Source organism: Streptomyces otsuchiensis, assembly GCF_004305975.1.
Taxonomy (GTDB): Bacteria; Actinomycetota; Actinomycetes; order Streptomycetales; family Streptomycetaceae; genus Streptomyces; species Streptomyces otsuchiensis.
In genome coordinates this window covers 26,564-49,026 of record NZ_BHZI01000005.1, presented here as the reverse complement: position 1 = coordinate 49,026, position 22,463 = coordinate 26,564, and the positions used below count along the sequence as shown (strand labels likewise).

Annotated in this window: 15 protein-coding genes and 1 riboswitch; of the genes, 6 read left to right on the top strand and 9 right to left on the bottom strand. The window is 73.1% G+C overall.

The features are described from left to right. Positions 1-784: 784 nt before the first annotated feature. On the top strand, positions 785-1,894 hold the full coding sequence (locus E0D90_RS01085; protein WP_130796277.1) for an RNA polymerase sigma factor: 1,110 nt from the start codon (positions 785-787) through the stop codon (positions 1,892-1,894). A gap of 113 nt (positions 1,895-2,007) precedes the next feature. Here the strand turns inward: E0D90_RS01085 and sucD are convergent, their stop codons facing one another. The 5 genes from sucD to E0D90_RS01060 all read right to left on the bottom strand — a co-directional run bounded on the left by sucD (position 2,008) and on the right by E0D90_RS01060 (position 9,161). Then, the gene (gene sucD / locus E0D90_RS01080; protein WP_103501429.1) at positions 2,008-2,892 is read right to left on the bottom strand and encodes a succinate--CoA ligase subunit alpha; all 885 of its coding nucleotides are present in this window, start codon (positions 2,890-2,892) and stop codon (positions 2,008-2,010) included. Between the two features lie 20 nt (positions 2,893-2,912). After that, positions 2,913-4,088, bottom strand: a complete 1,176-nt coding sequence (gene sucC / locus E0D90_RS01075) for an ADP-forming succinate--CoA ligase subunit beta (RefSeq protein ID WP_103501430.1) — start codon at positions 4,086-4,088, stop codon at positions 2,913-2,915. A gap of 293 nt (positions 4,089-4,381) precedes the next feature. After that, entirely contained in the window at positions 4,382-5,602 is a 1,221-nt protein-coding gene (locus E0D90_RS01070) for a VWA domain-containing protein (protein WP_103501431.1), read from the bottom strand. After that, entirely contained in the window at positions 5,599-8,040 is a 2,442-nt protein-coding gene (locus tag E0D90_RS01065; RefSeq protein ID WP_227869901.1) for a DUF5682 family protein, read from the bottom strand. Before E0D90_RS01065 ends, E0D90_RS01070 begins: the two co-directional genes overlap by 4 nt. Beyond that, positions 8,037-9,161, bottom strand: a complete 1,125-nt coding sequence (locus E0D90_RS01060; protein WP_130796276.1) for an ATP-binding protein — start codon at positions 9,159-9,161, stop codon at positions 8,037-8,039. The genes E0D90_RS01065 and E0D90_RS01060 overlap by 4 nt, the downstream gene beginning before the upstream one ends. 313 nt (positions 9,162-9,474) lie before the next feature. On the opposite strand from E0D90_RS01060, the gene E0D90_RS01055 reads away from it, so the two are divergent. Next, a complete protein-coding gene (locus E0D90_RS01055; protein ID WP_130796275.1) occupies positions 9,475-10,872 on the top strand; it encodes an SWIM zinc finger family protein in 1,398 nt (465 codons plus the stop codon). 53 nt (positions 10,873-10,925) lie between these two features. Next, positions 10,926-12,701 (top strand): DUF5691 domain-containing protein, encoded by a 1,776-nt coding sequence (locus E0D90_RS01050; protein WP_227869900.1) that lies wholly within the window; start codon positions 10,926-10,928, stop codon positions 12,699-12,701. A gap of 94 nt (positions 12,702-12,795) precedes the next feature. On the opposite strand, the gene icmB is transcribed toward E0D90_RS01050, so the two are convergent. Further along, entirely contained in the window at positions 12,796-13,200 is a 405-nt protein-coding gene (gene icmB, locus E0D90_RS01045) for a coenzyme B12-dependent isobutyryl CoA mutase small subunit (RefSeq protein WP_103501434.1), read from the bottom strand. Between the two features lie 742 nt (positions 13,201-13,942). Between icmB and E0D90_RS01040 the strand changes: the two genes are divergently transcribed. After that, on the top strand, positions 13,943-15,655 hold the full coding sequence (locus E0D90_RS01040) for a M23 family metallopeptidase (RefSeq protein WP_130796274.1): 1,713 nt from the start codon (positions 13,943-13,945) through the stop codon (positions 15,653-15,655). 208 nt (positions 15,656-15,863) lie between these two features. Here E0D90_RS01040 and E0D90_RS01035 read toward each other — a convergent pair whose 3' ends face one another. Then, positions 15,864-16,745, bottom strand: coding sequence for a hypothetical protein (locus tag E0D90_RS01035; RefSeq protein WP_176599799.1), 882 nt, complete (start codon positions 16,743-16,745; stop codon positions 15,864-15,866). A gap of 318 nt (positions 16,746-17,063) precedes the next feature. Next, positions 17,064-19,670, bottom strand: coding sequence for a DNA helicase PcrA (gene pcrA, locus E0D90_RS01030; protein ID WP_227869899.1), 2,607 nt, complete (start codon positions 19,668-19,670; stop codon positions 17,064-17,066). A 57-nt stretch (positions 19,671-19,727) separates the two neighbouring features. Between pcrA and E0D90_RS01025 the strand changes: the two genes are divergently transcribed. Further along, positions 19,728-20,354 (top strand): DUF1707 SHOCT-like domain-containing protein, encoded by a 627-nt coding sequence (locus tag E0D90_RS01025; RefSeq protein WP_130796273.1) that lies wholly within the window; start codon positions 19,728-19,730, stop codon positions 20,352-20,354. A 248-nt stretch (positions 20,355-20,602) separates the two neighbouring features. Then, positions 20,603-20,765: riboswitch (cyclic di-AMP (ydaO/yuaA leader) on the top strand. Positions 20,766-20,774: 9 nt separating this feature from the next. Beyond that, entirely contained in the window at positions 20,775-22,022 is a 1,248-nt protein-coding gene (locus E0D90_RS01020) for a C40 family peptidase (protein ID WP_130796272.1), read from the top strand. 78 nt (positions 22,023-22,100) lie between these two features. Here the strand turns inward: E0D90_RS01020 and E0D90_RS01015 are convergent, their stop codons facing one another. Then, a complete protein-coding gene (locus E0D90_RS01015; RefSeq protein WP_103501438.1) occupies positions 22,101-22,451 on the bottom strand; it encodes a hypothetical protein in 351 nt (116 codons plus the stop codon). Positions 22,452-22,463 lie beyond the last annotated feature (12 nt).

Sequence of the window (22,463 nt, the reverse complement as noted above, 5' to 3'; positions counted from 1 at the left end):
GGGCGGCGGGGGCTCCCGGGGGCGCTCCGGACGACGCGGCGGCCGGAGCGGGGACAGCCAGAGTTCCGCCGATCGAGTGACCGAGACCGGGCACACACCGCCCGGCGGACGCACCGTCACCATCCATGGCACGGCTGTGCCGTTCGGCCCCGCCACGACGGCCCGCCACGGCGGCACGGCGAGGACGGACCGGACGGTCATGGCGTCCCCCACCGACGCGTCCCCCACCGACGCGCCCGTGCCGGACGGCTCGCCCGGCCCTCCCGGCGACACCAAGGCCGAGGCCAAGCCGGCGACGGCGAAGCCGAAGGCCGCCGCGAGGACGGCCAACGGGCGGCGGAAGCGAACCGGCAGCGGCAGCGGCACGGTCCGCACGGAGCCGCGCGCCGCAACGGCGCCGCCCCGCGGTGGCACGAGCGGCACCACCGCCGACCGAACCGGCAAACGTGCCGCGCAGAAAGGTCGTTCGGGCTCGCGGACCACGACCGGGCCGACGGTGCGCCCCGGGACAGCCGACGACCGGACCGGCGCCCTGGACCCGAAGGGCAGAAAGGGAAAGAGGAGCGGCAAGGCAAGCGGGGACAACCCGGTCGGGAGAGCCCCGGCATCCGCGACGACGGACGGCGCGGCGGGCGCGAAGACCACGAGGAGGGGTGAGGCGCCGGGGACCCGCGAGTCCTCCCGAAGGGACCGCCGCCCCGCGACAGCCCCCGCTGTCCCCGGCACCGATCGCACCCCGCGCGCCCCGCGCAACGGCCGGGCGGACCGGGCGGACCGCGATCCTGTGTCGACGGCGACGCGTTCCGGCGAGGGGTCACGGCCGTCGGCGTCGGCGCCCACCGAGCCCCGGCGGGCCAGGGGCGCGCGCCGAGCCGAACGCAAGGCGGAACGCGCCGCGAGCAAGGCGACCGGGAAGGCCGAGAAGGCCGAGAAGGTCAGGAAAGCCGAGAAGACGGCCACGGCCGACCTCGCGGACAAGGCCGAAGACGCGGGGAGGGCGAAGAGAGCCGGCAAGGCGAAGAATGCGAAGAAGGCTGAGAAGCCCGACAAGGCCGGCGCCCGGAAGTCCACGCGGACCGGCCGGGCCGTGGCGCGTGCCGCCGCCGGAGCCGCGACGGAGGCCGAGCCGGCACCGGCACCCGCCACCGACGCGTCCGCCGACACCTCCGAGCGGACCGCCGAAGCCGACGACCTGTACGGCGACGACTTCCCCGACGATCCCGAGGATCCGGACGCGGCGCGCACTCCGGTCCACGCCTTCGACGCGCTCTATCTGCGCCACGCCGGCCCGATCGGCCAGCAGGCGTATCTGCTGTGCGGGCGGCGTGACACCGCCGCCCACGCCGTGGCCTACGGATTCCGGCGGGCGTGGGAGCAGTGGCCGGAGGTCGCGGTGGACCGCGACCCGGCGGGCTGGGTGCGGGCGGCGGCGTACGAGTACGCGCTGTCGCCGTGGCACTGTCTGCGCCCCTGGCGTCGCAGGCCGCGTGCGACCGGCGGGAGCCGGGACGACCAGGCGCTGCTGGACGCGCTGCTGCGGCTGCCCGCCAACTACCGGCGGGCCTTGGTGCTGCACGACGCGCTGGGCATGGGGCTGGCGGCGACGGCCGCCGAGTCGGAGTCCACGACGGGAGCGACGGCGGCGCGCATCCGTCGCGGGCGTCACGCGCTGGCGGAGGAGTTGCCGCGGCTGGCGGCGGCTCCGCCGGAGGGCCGCCGTGAGGTGCTCGGCCTGATGCTGGAGGACCTCACGGAGTCGCAGCCGGTCCGGCCGTTGCCCGCGTCCCGGGCGCGGCTGGTCAGTGAGCGGTCGAGCCGCCGCCGGGTGCGGGCGTCGGTGCTGCTGGTGCTGTCGGTCACCGGGACGATCGCGCTGAGCGTGACCGGCGGCTGAACGGCCGGGAACGCCCGCGGACATGACGGAGCCCGCTCCCACCCGTGTCGGTGGGAGCGGGCTCCGTCAGTGGTGGCTCACCGCGTGGCAGCGGCGGGCCGGTTGTCCGGCGGTCAGCCGCCGAGCACCTCGCGGGCGAGGCGGGCGGTCTCGGACGGGGTCTTGCCGACCTTGACGCCTGCGGCCTCCAGGGCCTCCTTCTTGGCCTGCGCCGTGCCGGAGGAGCCGGAGACGATGGCGCCGGCGTGGCCCATGGTCTTGCCCTCGGGTGCGGTGAAGCCGGCCACGTAACCGACGACCGGCTTGGTGACGTTGGCCTTGATGAAGTCGGCGGCACGCTCCTCGGCGTCGCCACCGATCTCGCCGATCATCACGATGAGGTCGGTGTCGGGGTCGGCCTCGAACGCCTGGAGGGCGTCGATGTGGGTGGTGCCGATGATCGGGTCACCGCCGATGCCGACGCAGGTCGAGAAGCCGATGTCCCGCAGCTCGTACATCATCTGGTAGGTCAGGGTGCCGGACTTCGACACCAGACCGATGCGGCCGGAGTTGGTGATGTCGGCCGGGATGATGCCCGCGTTGGACTGGCCGGGGGTGATCAGACCGGGGCAGTTGGGGCCGATGATCCGGGTCTTGTTGCCCTTCTTGCCGGCGTAGGCCCAGAACTCCGCGGTGTCGTGGACCGCGATGCCCTCGGTGATCACCACGGCGAGCGGGATCTCGGCGTCGATCGCCTCGATGACCGCGCTCTTGGTGAACTTCTCCGGTACGAAGATGACGGTGACGTCGGCGCCGGTGGCCTCGACGGCCTCCTTCACGCCGCCGAAGACCGGGATGTCCGTGCCGTCGAAGTCGACGCTGGTGCCCGCCTTGCGCGGGTTGACGCCACCGACGATGTTGGTGCCGGAGGCGAGCATCCGCCGGGTGTGCTTCTGGCCCTCGGAGCCGGTCATGCCCTGGACGATGACCTTGGATTCCTTGGTGAGGAAGATAGCCATGGTGTGTGTGACCTCGTCCTTTACTTGGCCGCAGCCAGCTCGGCGGCCTTGTCGGCCGCGCCGTCCATGGTGTCCACCTGCTGCACCAGCGGGTGGGCGGCGTCGTTCAGGATCTGCCGGCCCAGCTCGGCGTTGTTGCCGTCCAGACGCACCACGAGGGGCTTGTTGACGTCCTCGCCCTTGGACTTCAGCAGCTCCAGCGCCTGCACGATGCCGTTGGCCACGGCGTCACAGGAGGTGATGCCACCGAAGACGTTGACGAAGACGGACCGGACGTCCGGGTCGCCGAGGATGATCTCCAGGCCGTTGGCCATGACCTCGGCCGACGCGCCGCCGCCGATGTCCAGGAAGTTGGCGGGCTTGACGCCGGAGTGCTTCTCGCCGGCGTAGGCCACCACGTCGAGGGTGGACATGACCAGGCCCGCGCCGTTGCCGATGATGCCGACCTGGCCCTCGAGCTTCACGTAGTTGAGGTTCTTGGCCTTGGCCGCGGCCTCCAGCGGGTCCGCGGCGGCCTTGTCCTCAAGGGCGGCGTGGTCCGGCTGGCGGAACTCGGCGTTGGCGTCCAGGGACACCTTGCCGTCGAGCGCGACGATCTTGCCGTCGCCGGTCTTGACCAGCGGGTTGACCTCGACCAGGAGGGCGTCCTCCTTGACGAAGACGTCCCACAGCTTCTGCAGGGCGGCGACCACCTGGTCGACGACCTCGGCCGGGAACTTGGCGGCCTCGGCGATCTCGCGGGCCTTGGCCTCGGTCACACCGTCGACGGCGTCGACCGGGATCTTGGCCAGCGCCTCGGGCTTGGTCGCGGCCACCTCCTCGATGTCCACACCGCCCTCGACGGAGGCCATGGCCAGGAAGGTGCGGTTGGTGCGGTCCAGCAGGAAGGAGGCGTAGTACTCCTCCGCGATGTCCGCGGTCTGGGCCAGCATCACCTTGTGGACCGTGTGGCCCTTGATGTCCATGCCCAGGATCGAGCCGGCCTTCGCCACGGCGTCGTCCGGGTCGGAGGCCAGCTTGACGCCTCCGGCCTTGCCGCGCCCGCCGACCTTCACCTGCGCCTTGACGACCGCGCGACCGCCAAGGCGCTCGGTCACCTCGCGGGCCGCTTCCGGCGTCTCGATGACTTCACCGGCAAGCACCGGCACGTCATGCTTGGCGAAGATGTCCCTCGCCTGGTACTCGAACAGGTCCACGCGTGTCCGTCCTCAATCAGTGGTCTCGCGGTCGTATTCAGCGTGGGCGTGCCGCGTGACCGCGATATCAGGCCCGCGGCAGGTCCGCAGGGCAGCGTATCGGGGGCTCCGCGACACCTCCTAAAATCCACGTCACACATACGTGGTGAGTCCTGTCACAGCACTTCCCGGCGGCAGCCGCCTTCCGTACCCTGCCCCACCGCTTCGAGAAGTGCGAACACACCGCTCCCACCTGCCTGTTCGCACCCCGCGACCGCGCGGCCACACCCCGTTCCGGACGCGCTCCGGGCCCCTCAGGGCTCCGGAACGGGCAGTGGGCGCTTCTCGATCGCGGCGGCCATGATGTCGGGAAAGAGATCCGGTGTGCAGGCGAACGCCGGCGCTCCCAGCTCCGCGAGCGCCGCCGCGTGCTCCCGGTCGTACGAGGGGGCGCCCTCGTCGGAGAGAGCCAGCAGCGTCACGAACTGCACCCCGGCGGACTTCATCGCCGCGACCCGCTTCAGCATCTCGTTGCGTATGCCGCCCTCGTAGAGGTCGCTGATCAGCACCACCACCGTCTCGGCGGGCCGGGTGATCTGCGACTGGCAGTACGCCAGCGCGCGGTTGATGTCGGTGCCACCGCCGAGCTGGACCCCGAAGAGGACGTCCACCGGATCGTCGAGGTCGTCGGTGAGGTCCACGACGTTGGTGTCGAAGACGACCAGCCGGGTGGAGATGGAGCGCATCGACGCCAGCACCGCCCCGAAGACCGACGCGTAGACCACGGAGGCCGCCATCGACCCGGACTGGTCGATGCAGAGGATGACGTCCTTCTTCACCGACCGGCCGGCCCGCCCGTAGCCGATCAGCCGCTCAGGAACGATCGTGTTGTGCTCCGGCAGGTAGTTGTGCAGGTTGGCGCGGATGGTGCGGTTCCAGTCGATGTCCTGGTGCCGGGGACGCCGGACCTTGGCGGAGCGGTCCAGCGCGCCGGTGAGCGTCGCCCTGGTCCGGGACGCCAGCCGCTTCTCCAGCTCGTCGACGACCTTGCGCACCACCAGCCGCGCCGTCTGCTTGCTGGCCTCGGGGATCGCACGGCCCAGGGACATCAGCGCGCCGACCAGATGGACGTCGCCCTCGACGGCCTCCAGCATCTCCGGCTCGGCCAGCAGGGTGTCGAACCCCAGGCGGTCGATCGCGTCGCGCTGCATCACCTGCACCACCGAACTGGGGAAGTAGGTGCGGATGTCGCCCAGCCAGCGCGCGAGCTTCGGCGCGCTGCCGCCCTGACCGGCGCGCCGGCCGAGGCCGGGGGCCTCGCCGTAGACGGCCTCCAGGGTGCGGTCCATGGCGAGGTCCCGGCCGGTCAGTTCGACGCCCGTCCCGTCCGCGCCACCTCCCTCACCGAGCACCAGCCGCCAGCGGCGCAGCCGCTCCGCCTCGCTGCCGCCCGCGGGCACGGCGTCGGTGGCGGTGGGATCGGTGGCGGTGGGTTCGGTGGCGGTGGGATCGGTGGTCACACCGGCGGTGGTCATGAGGAGGCTCCGATCGGGGCGACGGCCGGGGCGGCAGCCGGAGAGGAGGCGGTGGTCGTGGATCGATCGGTGGGAGAGGGGGTGACGGAAGGAGTGGCCGGCGGGGTGCCCAGCAGCAGCCGCAACACCGGCAGCACCGCGTCGGCCCGCGCGGTGTCCGGCTCTTCGCCGAAGCCCGGGAAGTGGCCACGAGCCGCCACCGTGCCGGTGCCGCGCCCCGGCCCACGGCGTGCCAGTTCACCGACCGACCGGCGGACGCCGGAGTCGAAGGCGGTGAACGTCCGCCGCAGCAGCGGCAGCACGTCCTCGAAGGAGTCGCGCGGGACCGCCGACAGCCAGGCGTCGAGCAGGCCGAGCAGCCGCTCGTCGTGGACCAGCAGCAGCCCGCCGCCGGCCAGGAAGCCCTCCACCCAGCCCGCTGCCTGCGCGGGTGGGTTGCCGGGTGAGAGTTCCAGGCCCATCAGCCGCTCGGCGTCCTCCTCGGGCAGCTCGCCCTCGTCCAGCAGCAGCCGGGCGGCCCGGCCGCGCAGCAGCGCCGGGGTGGCCTGGCGCTCGGTGAGCCGGCGCAGCGCCGCGCGCCAGCGTCCGCGCAGCTCCTCGTCATCGAGCAGGCCGATGGCGCTGTGCGCGGACTCGATGTGTCCGCGCAGCTCCGCGGCGCCGGCGGCGTCCAGCCCGGAGGATGCGGGCGCGAGCCCGACGCAGACCCGCTCGGCGAGCCCCTCCGCCACCCGCCGCAGGGCGGCGCCGCCGGTGGCCCGCACGTCGCCGTAGCGCACCGAGCGCACCAGTGCGGGCAGCGCGGCGGCGAGCCGTCCGACGTCGCTGTCGAGGGCGGCGCGGTCCGCGAGAGCGCGCATCACCTCCGGCAGCGCCTCGTCGAGCCCGGCCAGCAGACAGCTCTCCGCGAGGGTGGTGAGCTCCGCGAGGGTGGTGGCCTCGGCGGCGTCCGACCGGGCTCGGGCGCCGGCCGCGTGCTCGACCGTGGTGCCCCAGACCCCGGCCTCGGCGACCCGGACCGCCAGTTCGGGCTGCCATTCCAGCCGCCAGCGCTCGCGGAACGTGCCCGTGCCCGAGCCGTTGGCGCGCCGGCCCCAGGGCACGGAGAGCATGCCGAGCCGGTAGAGGAGCCTGCTGCGGGCGGCGTCGTTCTCCTTGCGGAGGTCGAGGTCGAGCTCGCGTTCCCCGGCCTCGGGCTTGAGCCGGAGCGAACGCTGCAACGCGGTGAGGTCGCGCTGGAGCGGCACGGCGGGTGCGGCGTCGGGCACCTCCCCCAGGACGTCACCAACGATCAGCCGGTCCTGGATCAGTGCCAGCGGGACGTCCGAGCCCTCGCACATCACCGACCGGACGGCGTCGAGTGTCTCGCCGAGGCCCGCCAGCGGCCGGCCACGCATCACCGCGAGCGTCTCCGCGAGACGCACGGCCTCGATCACATGGGCGGAGGAGATCGGCCGGCCCTCGTCGCGGAACAGGCCGGCGATCTTGGTCATCCAGCGGGCGATCGGCCGGTCGGCGCTGTCGAAGAGGTGTCCGTACCAGCCCGGGGAGTCGATCCCGGCTCCGTAGCCGCTGGCCCGCCCCAGTCGGCGGTGTGTCCAGGGCACCCAGGTGACCTCGGTCCTGACCTTGGGCAGGCCCTTGAGCAGGGCGCGGTCGGCGGTGACGGTGCGCTGTTCCCGGAGGGCCGGGACGTGCCAGGCGCCGCAGACGACGGCGACCGCCTCGTCTCCGAACTCCTTGCGGGCCTCGCGCAGCCGCAGCCGCATATGGGCCTCGCGGGCCGGGTCGCGACGGTGGCCGCCGTCGCCGTGGGCCGCGCGCAGCTCCGTCATCGCCTCTTCCACGGCGGTGAACGGGGCGATCGGGTCATCGGCGTCGCCACGGTGCTCGACGACGTCCTCCCACCAGCGTTCCGGGTCGTCGTACCCGGCGGCCTCGGCGAGCACGGCCAGGGGGTCGATCCGCAGGACCTCGCCGCCCTCCGGCTGCCCGGCCCCGGGCACGGCGGGCTGTTCGGCGTCGCCGTCCCCAACGCCCTCCCCATCGCCCTCGCCGTCTCCTGGGGCGGGCTCCGGCGCGGTACCGGTGGCTTCGTCCTCCGTCCGGTCCGGCTCGGCCAGGGTGTGCGCCGCCGGCAGGTCGATGAAACGGACGGGCACCCGGTTGTCCAGGGCCCAGCGGATGGCGATCCACTCCGGGGAGAAGGAGGCGAGCGGCCAGAACGCCGCCCGGCCGGTCTCCTGGGTGGCGTGCGCCACCAGCGCCACGGGCGGCACCATCCCCTTGTCGGCGGCCAGTTCCACCACGGCGTCGGCCTCGGGCGGGCCCTCGACGAGCAGCACCGACGGCCGGCGCGCCTCCAGGGCGGCCCGCACGGCGCGGGCCGAGCCGGGGCCGTGGTGGCGGATACCGAGAAGCAGCGGCCCGGCGGTCATGCGCCCACCCCGTGCGGGCGGTCGGAGGCGGCCTCGCGGGCGGCACGGTAGAAGTCCTTCCAGCCGTCCCGCTCGCGGACCACGGTCTCCAGGTACTCCTGCCAGACCACCGCGTCGGCGGCCGGATCACGGATGACGGCGCCCTGGATGCCCGCGGCGACGTCGGCGGCGCGCAGCACGCCGTCGCCGAAGTGCGTGGCGAGGGCGATGCCGTTGGTGACGACGGAGATGGCCTCGGCGGTGGAGAGGGTGCCGGAGGGCGACTTGAGCTTGGTCCGGCCGTCCGAGGTGGCACCGTTGCGCAGCTCACGGAAGACGGTGACCACGCGGCGGATCTCGTCGATGCCGTCCGGCGCGGGCGGCAGCCGGAGGGAACGGCCGAGCTGGTCGACGCGGCGGGAGACGATCTCCACCTCGGCCTCGGCGGTGGCGGGCAGCGGCAGCACCACGGTGTTGAAGCGGCGGCGCAGGGCGCTGGAGAGTTCGTTGACGCCCTTGTCGCGGTCGTTGGCGGTGGCGATGAGGTTGAAGCCGCTGACGGCCTGGACCTCGTCGGCCAGTTCCGGCACGGGCAGGGTCTTCTCCGAGAGGATGGTGATCAGGGTGTCCTGCACGTCCGCCGGGATTCGGGTGAGTTCCTCGACGCGGGCGATCATGCCGTCCGACATGGCCCGCATCACCGGGCTGGGCACCATCGCCTCGTGGCTGGGGCCCTTCGCCAGCAGCTGGGCGTAGTTCCAGCCGTAGCGGACCGCCTCCTCGGAGGTGCCCGCCGTTCCCTGCACCAGCAGGGTGGAGTCGCCGCTGACGGCGGCGGCCAGGTGCTCGGAGACCCAGGTCTTGGCGGTACCGGGGACGCCGAGCAGCAGCAGCGCGCGGTCGGTGGCAAGAGTGGTGACGGCGACCTCCACGATGCGACGCGGGCCCACGTACTTGGGTGTGATGACGGTGCCGTCGGGCAGGGTGCCGCCGAGCAGGTAGGTGGCGACGGCCCACGGCGAGAGCTGCCAGCGTTCCGGGCGGGGCCGGTCGTCGGCGGCGGCGAGCGCCTTCAGTTCGTCGGCGAAGGCGTCCTCGGCGTGCGCACGCAGCACTGCCTTCCCGTTGGCTTCGGCACTCATGGGTTCCCCCTCTGGTGGGCGGCGCGTGCGGTGGGTCGGGCGCGGCCGCGATGGTCCGGCATAGCCGGAAAAACGGTGACCGAGGGTTACAGGCAGCGCGGAACACCATGTGCTCCACGTCACCGGCATGGCCGTCGATCGCTGAAGGACACTCTGCACGCGGCCACTGACAATCTCGCTGCCCGGAGAGATCTGACGGGGCGACGAATGACCCCTGAACCCATGTGCCGCAAGGGCAACGAGGATTGTGGAATCTCTGTGGACCGCCTCGTGCGACGGCCGGTTGTCAGTGGCCGGGCCTAGCGTTCGGTGCATGACGGGAGAACAGGTCCGCTGGTCAGCGGAACAAGTGTTGGGGCTTGCCCCTGACGCAGCGTCACGCAAGGCGGGCATCAAGCTCTCCGCGCCGGGCCCGTGGTCCGGGGCGGCGCGGCGGGGTGACTCCTTGTGGGGGCTGTGCAAAGGCAGTGGCAGCAAGCCGTACATGACGGCGGTCGATCTGGCCGACACGGCGGTGCCCGGGTACAAGTGCAGTTGCCCGAGCCGGAAGTTCCCCTGCAAGCACGCCCTCGGGCTGTTGCTGCTGTGGGCACAGGACAGTGCGGGGACCGCGGTGGTCAGCGGTCCCGAGCCACCGGAGTGGGCGGAGAAGTGGCTGGCCGGCCGCAGACAACGGGCCGAGGCCGGGGCCGCGTCGGGGGCCGGGGCACCGCCGGTCGACGAGAAGGCCGCCCGCAAGCGCGCCGAGCGGCGCTCGCAGCGCATCGCCGACGGCGCCTCCGAACTGGAGCGGCGGCTCGGCGACCTCGTGGACGGCGGACTGGCCGGCGCCGAACGGCTCGGCTACGCGGCCTGGAACGACATGGCCGCGCGGATGGTCGACGCCCAGGCGCCGGGCCTCGCCGCCCGCGTCCGGGAGCTGGCGGCGATCCCCTCCTCGGGCCCCGGCTGGCCCTCCCGGATGCTGACCGAGTGCGCGCTTCTGCATCTGCTCGTCCGGGCGTATCCACGGGTCGACGAACTGCCCGACTCCCTGGCCGCCACGGTTCGCTCACGGGTGGGCGTCCCCGTCGACTCCGCCGCGCTGATCGCGGAACACAGCGGTGCGGGCACCCTGGTGCGCGATCACTGGCTGGTCCTGGCGATGAAGGACACCCAGGAGGAGCGGCTGACGGTCCGCCGGATCTGGCTGCGGGGGCGTCGCGAGGGCCGCACCGCGATGCTGCTGTCGTTCGGCGCCGCGCAGCGGACACCCGAACTGGCGCTTCCGCCCGGCTCGGAGTTCGACGCCGACCTCGCGATCTACCCGGGCGGCGGCCAGCTGCGGGCCACGATCGCCACCCACCACGGCCCCCTCGCCTCCAGCGGCGCCACGCCGCCGGGGACGACCCTGGCCGCGGCGCTCGCCGAGTACGGCGGGGCGCTGGCGGAGGACCCCTGGCTCAGCAGCCGCCCGGTGGTGCTCGCAGCGGTCACACCGATACCCGGCGAACGCGGGGCGACGGACGATCCGGTGACGGCCGGTGACACCGGCTGGCGGCTGGCGGACACGGAAGGGGCGGCCGTCCCGCTGCGCTGTTCCGGTGAGAAGAGCTACTGGCGGCTCGCCGCCGCTTCGGGCGGAGCGCCTGTGACGGTCTTCGGGGAGATCGGCGCCGACGGCTTCCGCCCCCACACGGTCTGGTCCGACGGAGAGGCGGTAGAGCTGTGACAACGGCCGAGAGCACGACAGCCGGAGGACCGGCCGCGGCGGAGACGGCGAGGATGACGTGCGCCGCTCCCACCGGTGACGCGGACTCCGCCACAGACGGGGGGACGGCCACGGCGGAGTGGGACGAACTGGTCGGCGCCGCCCTGCTGGGGCGCGAACGGCGGGCCCTGCCCGGCGGTTCCGGCCCGGCCCTGCTGGTACTGGCCGCCGTCCGCACCGTGCGGGGCCGCGCCGGGCTCACTCCGGCAGCGGCCACCGGTGCTCCGGAGCCGGCCGGCGCCGACCCCCGTCCCCCCTTGCCACGGGCGGCGGCGCTCCGGCTGACCCATCTGGTGCGGTACGCCCTGCGGAGCACCGCCGCCCGCGGCTGGAACACGACGGGCGGAGACCTCGCGGCGCTGGCGCCGGAGTGGCTGGAGATCGCCAACGAACAGGGATACCGGCCCCCGCCCTGGCAGATACCCGAGCTGCTGGACGCCGCCCGGCATCGCACGGACCTGCGGGCGGCGGTCCTGACCTTCGCGGGACCGCGCGGCCTGTGGCTGGCCGCGCTGCGCCCCGAGTGGCGGTTCGCGCTGCGTGCCGCACCGGCCGGGACGGCTACGGCCGCCTCCGGCTCCGGTCAGCCGGGCTCGAAGGGCTCGGACGGCTCCGACGGCCCGGACGGCGCGGACCGGGCCGAACGGCAGCGGCGGCTGTGGGAGGAGGGACTGTTCGCCGAGCGGGTCGGCGCGCTGACCGCGCTGCGCGCCGCCGACCCGGAGGCGGGGCGCGAACTGCTCGTCTCCACCTGGTCCCAGGAGCGGGCCGAGGACCGGCTGATGTTCCTCGACGCGCTCCGCGAGGAGCTGTACCCGGGGGACGAGCCCTTCCTGGAGGCGGCGCTGACCGACCGCGGCAGGACGGTTCGGGCCACCGCCGCCGAACTGCTCTCCGTGCTCCCCGGGTCGGCCCTGGCCGGGCGCATGGCCGTCCGTGCCGGCGCCTGCGTCGCCCTGGACCGCACCGGTGCGTACTCGACGGACACCCTGGTCGTCGAACCGCCGCCGGAGTGCGACGCGGCGATGACCAGGGACGGCGTGGTGGCGAAGCCCCCGCAGGGCCGAGGGGAGCGGTCCTGGTGGCTGACGCAGGTGGTGGAGGCCGCCTCGCTGGGGCGGTGGAGCGCGCACCTGGGCGGGCGGACCCCGGAGGAGATCGTCGCCCTGCCCGTCGCCGACGACTGGCGGGACGACCTGCACGCCGCGTGGTCCCGGGCGGCGGTGCACCAGCGCGACGCCGCCTGGGCGCGGGCTCTGCTCGGCCCGCCGGACGCCCCTGTCGCCGAGGCGGCGGACCGTGCCGCGACGCTGCTGTCACTGATGCCCCCGGCGGACAGAACCGCGTGGGCCACCGGTTTCATCTCGGCCAAGGGCCTGACCGACGCCTATCGGGTCCTGGCCGACTGCCCGACCCCCTGGCCGCCGCCGCTCGCGAAGGCTGTGATGGGCGGCTTCCACGCGGCGCTGCGGCGCGGGGCCTCGCACCCGAACCACTACTCCGGGGTGCTGGGACTCGCCCAGCAGCACCTGGATCCGGCCGTCGGCCGCGCCCTGCTGAGCGTGCTGATACCGGAGGCGGACCGCGCGGTCGAGGTCGAGGCGGAGGCCGCGGAGAAGGCCCGGCGGGAGGCCGCCGCGGCGGCCGGTGACGCGTCGCAGCCCGCGCCGAGGCGCGGCGGCGGGCCGACTCGCGGCGAGCAGTGGGCGGCGGCGTTCCGCCAGCTGGCCGACACCCTGGAGCTGCGGGAGGTGATGCGCGCCGAGCTGGAAACCCGCCCGGCCCGCTGAAGCAGCGCCGGGCGGAGGCCGCTCACGCGGCGCCCGCCCGGCGTCCGGCCACAGGGGTGACCCTCGACCGGGACGTGTGACGACGGCTGCGCGGTCAGGCGGCCCGGGCGTGTGCCCGCACCCACGCCACGACATCGCCGGTGGGCGCCCCCGGCGTGAAGATCTCGGCGACACCCTGCTGCTTGAGCGGTGCGATGTCACCCTCGGGGATGATCCCGCCCCCGAAGACCGTGATGTCGGCGGCGTCACGCTCCTTCAGCAGCTCGATCACCTTGGCGAAGAGCGTGTTGTGCGCTCCGGAGAGGATCGACAGCCCGATGGCGTCGGCGTCCTCCTGGATCGCGGTGTCCACGATCTGCTCCGGGGTCTGGTGGAGCCCGGTGTAGATGACCTCCATGCCAGCGTCCCGCAGCGCACGGGCGATGACCTTGGCTCCCCGGTCATGCCCGTCGAGTCCCGGCTTCGCGACCACGACACGGATCGGACCCGACACATCCATCTCTACCTCCCAAGCCCCGGCCACAGTGCCGAGTGAACGCGCGTTAGCAACAGCATCTCGCACGGCGGGGCGTTCGCGATACGCACAGAGGGGGAAATCACACGGCTGTCGACCGACGATGACGTTCGGTAGCCGGTCGGCGGCACCGGCCGGCGACGGTGGCGGTGGCGGTGACCGAACGGGCGAAGCGGGCGCAGTCCGGCAGCCGGGCACCGAACGGCCCACACCCACACCCGGGGCGGCCGGTCACGAAAACTGCACAGTCGAGAGAAGACCCGGAAACGCCGGACCGCTCCGCGACCGCCGACGCGACCAGCGGATCGGCGCCACCGGGCGACCGCACGGAGATACGGAAAGACGCCGCATGTTCGAACATTAATCGAATGTCCAGTGGAACACTCATGGCCGGTCCCGCGAAAGACGACCGAATGCCCGTTTCCTGCCCCGGCGAAGCCCCGGGAAGATTGTGAGTGCCGCATACCGCCGGGTACAGTCGCCGCACTGCAGCCGCCGGGGCCACGCCCCGCTCCTGTCGTCGAGCCGGAAGGCGTGGTCGGTGAACGATCGTCACCCGTCGGGGAACACGTACCCGACTGGAACAGCTGGCGATGTCGGCCACCCCTCACAGGGGTACTCCTCCGACTATTCTGCTTATACCCACGCCACTTACGATCACTCCTTCTCCTCCGGGCACAGCTCCGCGCAGGACGCCTACGGGCAAGGTCAGTCGTACGGGCAGGAGTTGGGTTACGGAGGCGACGGCTACGGCACCGCCCCCACCTACGGGCACGGGGACGGCTACGGTCCCGACCTGCTGGGCCAGGACCCTTACGCCCCCGACGCCCTGGGCGGCACGCACGCCCAACAGGGCCAGTACGGCGGGCAGCAGGCGCACGACCCCTACGGCCAGGACCCGTACGGTCAGGCCGCCGCCTACGACAGCGGCACCTACGCCACCACCAGCTGGGACCAGACGCCCGCACACGGAACCCCCGTTGCCGCACAGCACTTCGGCGGCTACGACTCCGGAGCCGAGGGCTCGTACGAGGGCACCTACGACGCCACGCACGGCGCCCAGCACGGCGGCTGGGACGGGACGGACCACGCAGGGCAGCAGCAGTGGGGCGGCGGCGCGCCGGCCTCGGGCCACGCGACGGGAGCGGACCACGTCTCCCCGACCGCGCGGACGGCGGACTGGGAAGCCCCGGACTGGGAGTCGCACGGCTGGGACAACCGGCAGACGGCGCACGACATCCCCGCGCACGACATCCCCGCCCAGGGCGGCGCCGACCAGCACGGAACCGACCCGGCCGGCACCGACGGGTACCCCGACTGGGACACCGAAGCCCGCGCTCTCGCCGAGGGCTCGACCGGCGAGTACGACGACCGCGCCCCGGACTCCCACGGCGGACAGAGTTTCGACCACGACCAGTACGGCGACCACAGCGGCCACGGCGACTACCGCCGGCAGGACTTCGACGGGCAGCCCTTCGACGGGCAGCCCTTCGACGGGCAGCCCTTCGACGAGCGTGGCGCCGAGGCGCACGGCACCCGGGCAGCCGACGCCGACACGGAGTCCGGTGTCGACGCCCGGGCCCCGTACGACGACGCGCCCGTCCTCGTCGGGCCGGCAGACGGTGACCGGGGCCGCGGCGGGCTCGACGTCGCCGCGCCGCCGGCCAACCGCCGGGCCCGGCGCCGCCCCAAGCCGAAGCGCTCCGCTCTGCTGACCGTCGCGGCTCCGTCCCTGTGCGTGCTCGGCGTCACCGCCGTGGCCGCCTCGGCGATCACCACGCCGGACGACTCCTCGCAGTCCGAGGACGACCTCCCGCTGGCCGCCGGTGGCGAGGAGGAGGCGGCGGCCGCCGCGGAGGCCGCCGCCGCACGGACCATGGCCGCCAACGAGCGGTTCGACACTCAGCTCGAAGGACTGACCGCCGCCGCCGACGACTACGCCGACCGCGCCAGCCGTACCCAGGGCCGGATGGACCTGGAGGAGAGGAAGGCCGAGGAGCAGGCGGAGGCGGAGCGCGAGGCCGCCCGGCAGGAGGAGCTGCGGCCGAAGTTCTTCGTCCCCGTCGACCAGCGCGGGCTGAGCGCCAGCTACGGGCAGGCCGGCATCAACTGGATGTCGCTGCACACAGGGATCGACTTCCCCGTCAGCCACGGCACCCCGGTCAGGGCGGCCACCGACGGGACCGTCCGCACACTGGTCAACCCGTCCTACGGGAACCTGGCGATCGTCACCGCCGCCGACGGGACCGAGACCTGGTACGCCCATCTGAGCAGCCACGTCTACTACTCGGGCCACGTCCAGGCGGGCACCGTGATCGCCTACTCGGGCAACTCGGGCACCTCCACCGGCCCGCACCTCCACTTCGAGGTCCGGCCCGGGGGCGGCTCCGCCGTCGACCCGTCCGCCTGGCTGCGCGGCAAGGGCCTCTCCCCCAACTGACCCGGGCGCGCACGCATTCGCCCGGCCTCCCCGGCGTCGCCGGTGACCCACCGGGGTCGTCCCACGCACGGCCACCCCACCCGTGCGCCGCGCGTCGCCGACGCCGACGCCCAGCGGCCCAGCGGCCCTCGTGACGATCGGGCGCCCAACGACAGGGAGCGGGGTACCGGCCACGGCCGGTACCCCGCTCCCTCTGTCGTGCCGGTCGTCAGCTGGACCGGCGCAGCACCGTCTGCGCGACACCGATCGCGCCGACCGGGGCCAGTGCCATGAAGACGTAGTCCATGGCCTCCGCGCCTTCGGTCCACACATCGGTCAGGGCGCCGATGTTCTTGATGAAGATCGAGAAGGCGCCGTCGCCGTTGGCGACCGTCAGGCCGGTCTGCTGCTCCAGGAAGGCGATCTCGGGGGCGGAGAGTGACAGGCCCGACAGCTCGTCGGCCATGAAGATCGCGCCGCCGTAGAGGGTGCCGAGGTAGACCGCGCCGAGCGCGAGGACCGCGCCGACGATGTAGGCGACCCAGTTCCGCTTCGCCATGAAGGCCGGACCGAGACCGACCACGACGCCGATGAGGACCGCGACCCATCCGATCTGGGTGACCTCGCCGGTGCTCTCGTCCGTCATCGCGTTGTAGAGCGCGCCGTAGGCGAAGAAGCAGATCACGGCGGCGACCAGGGCCGCGCCGAGGGCGAACAGCAGGTTCTGCGGCGGGCCGCCGGCGCTGTCGTCGCCCGAGTCACCCGGGGCACCCGGCGCGCCACCGGGCTGCGGGTAGCCGTAACCGGGCTGGGGCGCGCCCTGCTGGTCCTGCTGGGGGTAGCCGTAGCCGGGCTGCGGAGCCGTCTGCGGCTGGCCGGGGTAGCCGTAACCCGCCTGGCCGGGAGCGCCCTGCGGCGGCTGGCCGGGCGCCTGGCCCGGGGCGGCGGCCTGCTGCGGCGCGCCGTAGGCCGGCTGCTGGGGCGGAGGCTGCTGGGCGAATCCGGGCGGCGGCGTCTGCGGCGCGCCGAAGCCGGGCTGCCCGCCGTTCCCCGGCTGCTGCGGGTCCTGTCCGTTCCCGCCGGTGGGTGGCTGCTGCCAGGGCTGGCTCATGGTCTGTTTCCCCCTGCGCTGAGCGCGCGGTCTGAAGGTCCTGGTCCCCGGTCGTGGTCCTGGAGGCATCCGTTCGAAAGGTGCCGAACGCAGCTAACCCCGTGCGGGTTGCTCCGGACAAGCGGTTTCGCCGCACTGTGACATGACTCGTACATCCGTACGGGCCGTCAGGTGGAGGGCCGGTCAGTGCCAGCAGCCGGCCCGGTCCAGATCCGGGCCGACCCCGCCCGACCTCGCCCGCCCGAGCCCGGCCCGGTCCGAATCCGGACCGCACCGGACCGGTCCGAATCCGGACCGCACCGGACCGGACCGGACCGGTCAGAGCTTCTCGACCGGCGCGTACCGCAGCAGCAGCCGTTTGAGGTTCTCGCCGCCGAAGTCGACGGTGGCCTGGGCACGGTCGCCGCTGCCCTCGACGGCGACGACGGTCCCCAGCCCGAACGTGTCGTGGGTGACCCGGTCTCCGGGGGAGAGCGCGACCACCTCCCGGTCCTTGATCCGTCCGGTCGCGAACCCCGACGCGGCGCCGGTCAGCCCGTTGCGGGTGCCGGTCGCGGAACCGCCGCGCCCGCCGCCGGACCGGGCCGGCGCGGGTGCGGTGGCCGTGCCACCGGTTCGCCGCCAGTCGAGGTGGACGGCGGGGATCTCCTCCAGGAAGCGGGAGGGCGGGTTGTACTGCGGCTGGCCCCAGGCGCTGCGGACGGTGGCGCGGGTGACGTAGAGCCGTTCGCGGGCCCGGGTGATGCCGACGTACGCGAGGCGGCGTTCCTCCTCCAGTTCCTTGGTCTTGCCCAGCGACCGCATGTGCGGGAAGACCCCGTCCTCCATACCGGTGAGGAAGACCGTGGGGAACTCCAGGCCCTTGGCGGTGTGCAGGGTCATCAGGGTGATGACGCCCCTCTCGCCGCCCTCCTCGTCGTCGGGGATCTGGTCGGAGTCGGCGACGAGGGCGACCTGTTCCAGGAAGTCGGCGAGGGTGCCGGTCTCGCCCTCCGGGCGGGCCTCCTCGAACTCCAGTGCCACCGCGGCGAGTTCCTGGAGGTTCTCGACCCGGGTCTCGTCCTGCGGGTCGGTGGAGGACTGGAGTTCGGCGAGGTAGCCGGTGCGTTCCAGGACGGCCTCCAGCACGGTGGCGGGCCCGGCGCCGGACTCGGCGATGGTGGCCAGTTCCTCCAGCAGCGCGTTGAACCGCTTGACGGCGTTGGCGGACCGGGAGGCCATGCCGTACGCCTCGTCGACCCGGCGCAGCGCCTGCGCGAAGGAGATCTTCTCGCGCAGGGAGAGGGCTTCGATCATCGCCTCGGCCCGGTCGCCGATGCCGCGCTTGGGGACGTTGAGGACGCGGCGCAGCGAGACGGTGTCCTCGCCGTTGGCGAGCACCCGCAGGTAGGCCAGGACGTCCCGGACCTCCCTGCGTTCGTAGAACCGGACCCCGCCGACGACCTTGTAGGGCAGGCCGACCCGGATGAAGATCTCCTCGAAGACCCGGGACTGGGCGTTGGTGCGGTAGAAGACGGCGACGTCACCGGGGCGGCTGGTCCCCGCGTCGGTGAGTCGGTCGATCTCCTCGGCGACGAACTGGGCTTCGGCGTGTTCGGTGTCGGCGACGTAGCCGATGATCTTCGCGCCCTCGCCGGACTCGGTCCACAGGTTCTTCGCGCGACGGTTCTCGTTGCGCTCGATGACCGCGTTGGCGGCGGTCAGGATGGTCTGGGTGGAGCGGTAGTTCTGCTCCAGCAGCAGCGTCCTGGCCTGCGGGTAGTCCTCCTCGAACTGGAGGATGTTGCGGATGGTCGCGCCGCGGAAGGCGTAGATGGACTGGTCGGCGTCGCCCACCACGCACAGTTCGGCCGGCTCGACCGCGTCCGGCTCCTCGCTCGCCCGGCCGACCAGTTCCCGGACCAGGGTGTACTGGGCGTGGTTGGTGTCCTGGTACTCGTCGACCATCACGTGGCGGAACCGCCGCCGGTAGTGCTCGGCGACATCGGGGAACGCCTGGAGCAGGGTGACGGTGGTCATGATGATGTCGTCGAAGTCCAGGGCGTTGGCCTGGCGCAGCCGCGACTGGTAGAGGGTGTACGCCTCCGCGAGGGTCTTCTCGAACCCGTCCTGCGCCTGGGCGTGGAAGTCCTCGGGGTCGATCAGCTCGTTCTTGAGGTTGGAGACCTTGGCGCTGAACGCCTTCGGCGGGAACCGCTTGGGGTCCAGGTCAAGGTCGCGGCAGACCAGCGCCATCAGCCGCTTGGAGTCGGCGCCGTCGTAGATGGAGAAGCTGGAGGTCATGCCGAGCTTCTTGCTCTCGCGGCGCAGGATGCGCACGCACGCGGAGTGGAAGGTCATCACCCACATCGCGTTGGCGCGGGCGCCGACGAGGTCGGCGACGCGCTCCTTCATCTCTCCGGCGGCCTTGTTGGTGAAGGTGATCGCGAGGATCTGGCCGGCGTGGGCGCCCCGGGCGGCGAGCAGGTAGCCGATGCGGTGGGTGAGCACCCGGGTCTTGCCGGAGCCCGCACCGGCGACGATCAGCAGCGGGGTGCCGCTGTGGGTCACGGCGGCGCGCTGCTGATCGTTGAGCCCTTCGAGGAGCCGCGCGGGATCGATGACGGGCATGCGGGCGCCGTCGCGGTAGTAGGAGGGGTCCGGCTCGGCGGTGAACGCCCCGGCGAAGAGGTCGTCGGGGACCGTCTCCGGCGGTGCCCCCTCGCGGTCCTCCGGGGGCGGGGGCTCGTCACCGCCGGTGTCACCGGCCTCGCCCGGGAAGGGAAGCTCCCACAGCGGGTCGGTGCCGGAGGCCCCGGCACCCGGCCCTCGCTCCGGGCCCGAGGAGGCGCCGGAACCGGGCCCACCGGGCGTGAAGGCCGGGCGGGCGGCGCCGGCGGCCGCCGCGAGGCTGTCCGCGCTGTCGTCGAAAAGGCTGCTGCTCATCGTCTCCGAGTCTAAGGTGATGGCGACCGGGGCCCGACGGCTCCTAGAATCCCCGGTATGACTAACCTCCCTCCCCCCCACGAGCGTGACCCGCGAGCCGACCTCCGCATCTCGGACTCCGACCGAGAGGCGGTCGCGGAACTCCTCAGGGAGGCGGCCGGTGACGGCCGGCTGGGCCTGGACGAGCTGGACGAACGGCTGGAACGGACCTTCGCCGCGAAGACCTACGCCGAACTGGAGCCGGTGACGGCGGACCTGCCGGGCGGGGCGGCCGCCCGGGCTCCCGAGCCGGCGGCACCGGCACAGTCCTCCGAGCCCCTGGTCATCAAGGGCGGCGTCGGGGGCGAGAACCGGACCGAACCCTGGGTCGTCCCCACCCACATCTTCATCAAGGGCGGGATGGGCGGCGTCAAGATCGACTTCACCCAGGGCGAGATGTCGCACCGCCAGGTCGAGGTGGAGGCGCACGGTGACGTGGGCGGTGTCACGCTGATCGTCCCGGCCACCTGGCGGGTCGAGGTGGCGGCCGAGACGAAGGAAGGGATCGGCGGGGTCGCCGACAAGACCGCCAAGCAGCCGCAGCCCGAGGGCGACGGGCCCCTCCTGCGGGTGGTCGGCTCCGGCGGCGTGGGAGGCGTGACGATCCGGCGCCTGAACCGCTGGGAGCAGCGCAAGCGCAAGTAGGGCCTGCCCGAGGGCCATTCCAGGGGGCGTGGCGAGGGGCGCGGACGCACGCGCCGCTCGCCACGCCCCACCACGCCCCACCACACCGGACTCCGAACCGGCGATCGGCGCGGTCCTCGTGGAGCGAGGTGCCCGAGGTCACGGATTGATTTCGGTCATTGGCCGTACCACTCTTCCCAAGCCGCCACCCCAGTGGTTAGCGTGCAGCCGCAGGTGGCCCGCTCGACGGCCGTCGATCACGACGGCACGGGTCCCCTCCGCCGAGTCCGGAAACCTTCGCCGGAGCCGGGGAACCACCGGGGAGCACGCTCCCCCGGGCCGAATCGGTCCGCGCCGTCCGCGCGTCCCGTAGGGCAGCCTTCCGTAGCCCGAGGCCGTCAGCTCACCTGGTAGGCGGCAGACGGAAGGAAGGACACCGCTGTGGGTTCCCACCGCAGGCCCCGCCCAGGGCTGCTCTCATCACCCGCCGTCCGGCGCGGCGCCATCGGTCTCGGCGTCGCCGCCCTCTCCGCGACGCTCATCTCCCAGCAGGCGCACGCCGACGACGGCGACGCGGTCGCCGAGGCGCGGAAGCGGGCGGAGGCGAGCACCGAACGTGCCGCCGAGGTCAAGGAGCGGGTCGACACCCTCTACCGCGAGGCGGGGTCCGCGACCCAGCGGTACAACGCCGCCGAGGAGAAGACCGCGGCGCAGCAGGAGACGGTCGACGCGCTGCTGAACGAGGCCGCCGCAGCGGCGGACGAGGTCAACGAGGCCCGGCGCACGGTCGGCCAGTTCGCGGCCGCGCAGTACCGTCACGGCAACGTCTCGGAGACGGCGACGCTGCTCCTGGTGGACAACCCGCAGAGCTTCTTCGACCTCCGCTACAAGCTGGACCGGGTCACCGGCCAGCAGCAGCACGCGCTCGACATCTTCAGCGCCCGGCAGGGCACCGCTCAGGAGAAGCGGAGTGAGGCGACCGAGGCACTGGCCTCGCTCCAGGAGCAGGAGGAGACCCTGCAGGCCGAGAAGGAGTCGGTGCAGGAGAAGCTCGCCACCGCCCGTGAGCTGCTGGAAGGGCTCACCGAGGAGGAGGCCGAGCAGCTCGCGGAGCTGGAACGGCTGGAGCGCGAGGAGGCGGAGCGCAAGGCCGAGGAACGTCGCCAGCGGGAGCGCGCCGAGCGGGAGCGGCGGGAGGCGGCCGAACGCGAGGAGGCGGAGCGGGCCGAGGCCGAGGCCGAGCGCACCGAGCAGGACACCGAGCCGGGCGCGGGCACCGAGCCGCCGGCGCAGGACCCGCCGCCGGCCACTCCGCCGCCGTCGGGCGGTGGCGGGTACTCCGCCAAGGCGGAGAAGGTGCTGGCCTTCGCGGAGGCGGAGCTGGGCAAGCCCTACGTGTGGGGTGCCACCGGTCCCGGTTCCTACGACTGCTCCGGGTTCACGCAGGCCGCGTGGCGGACGGCGGGTGTGGAGATGCCGCGCGTCACCTACGACCAGGTGAACTTCGGCACCCGCGTCTCACGCGGGGACATGCTCCCCGGCGATCTCGTCTTCTTCTACTCCGACATCAGCCATGTGGGGATCTACATCGGCGACGGGAACATGATCCACGCCTCGCGGCCGGGTGACGTGGTGAAGGTCGAGTCGGTCGACTACATGCCCTTCCACAGCGCCGTCCGCCCGGCCTGACTCCGTACTGAGTGCGGCCTGGGAACGGGCGCGGGCTCCGGGACGGCTGTCCCGGAGCCCGCGTGTCCGCCGGGGCGACTACCAGAGCGTCGCGATGAAGATGTTGGCGACGGTCAGCAGGCCGATGGTGCCGAAGACGGGGGTGGCCACCTTCTCGTCGTCGCGCTTGACGTAGGCGAGGGCGGTCAGCACCACGAGCAGGGTCAGCTTGACGCCGATCTTGATGTGGTTGACGTCTCCGTCGTTGGCCTCGTTGAGGCCGACCAGGGCGACGCCGGTGACCAGCATCGTGAGGGCGCCGTGCAGCATCCCGGGGGTGATGCGCGCCTCACCGGCCTTGAGCAGCTTGGTCTGGGAGAGGAATCCGCCCAGCAGCGCGGCGATGCCGATGATGTGGAAGGCGAGGAAGAGGTTGGTCAGGAACTCCATGGTACGGAGCGT

What these genes read in the sequence shown, in the direction of transcription:
- sucD (WP_103501429.1), bottom strand. Translation starts at nt 2,892, where the DNA reads ATGGCTATCTTCCTCACCAAGGAATCCAAGGTCATCGTCCAGGGCATG.
- E0D90_RS01070 (WP_103501431.1), bottom strand. Translation starts at nt 5,602, where the DNA reads ATGACCACCGCCGGTGTGACCACCGATCCCACCGCCACCGAACCCACC.
- E0D90_RS01065 (WP_227869901.1), bottom strand. Translation starts at nt 8,040, where the DNA reads ATGACCGCCGGGCCGCTGCTTCTCGGTATCCGCCACCACGGCCCCGGC.
- E0D90_RS01060 (WP_130796276.1), bottom strand. Translation starts at nt 9,161, where the DNA reads ATGAGTGCCGAAGCCAACGGGAAGGCAGTGCTGCGTGCGCACGCCGAG.
- E0D90_RS01055 (WP_130796275.1), top strand. Translation starts at nt 9,475, where the DNA reads ATGACGGGAGAACAGGTCCGCTGGTCAGCGGAACAAGTGTTGGGGCTT.
- E0D90_RS01050 (WP_227869900.1), top strand. Translation starts at nt 10,926, where the DNA reads ATGACGTGCGCCGCTCCCACCGGTGACGCGGACTCCGCCACAGACGGG.
- icmB (WP_103501434.1), bottom strand. Translation starts at nt 13,200, where the DNA reads ATGGATGTGTCGGGTCCGATCCGTGTCGTGGTCGCGAAGCCGGGACTC.
- E0D90_RS01035 (WP_176599799.1), bottom strand. Translation starts at nt 16,745, where the DNA reads ATGAGCCAGCCCTGGCAGCAGCCACCCACCGGCGGGAACGGACAGGAC.
- pcrA (WP_227869899.1), bottom strand. Translation starts at nt 19,670, where the DNA reads ATGAGCAGCAGCCTTTTCGACGACAGCGCGGACAGCCTCGCGGCGGCC.
- E0D90_RS01025 (WP_130796273.1), top strand. Translation starts at nt 19,728, where the DNA reads ATGACTAACCTCCCTCCCCCCCACGAGCGTGACCCGCGAGCCGACCTC.
- E0D90_RS01015 (WP_103501438.1), bottom strand. Translation starts at nt 22,451, where the DNA reads ATGGAGTTCCTGACCAACCTCTTCCTCGCCTTCCACATCATCGGCATC.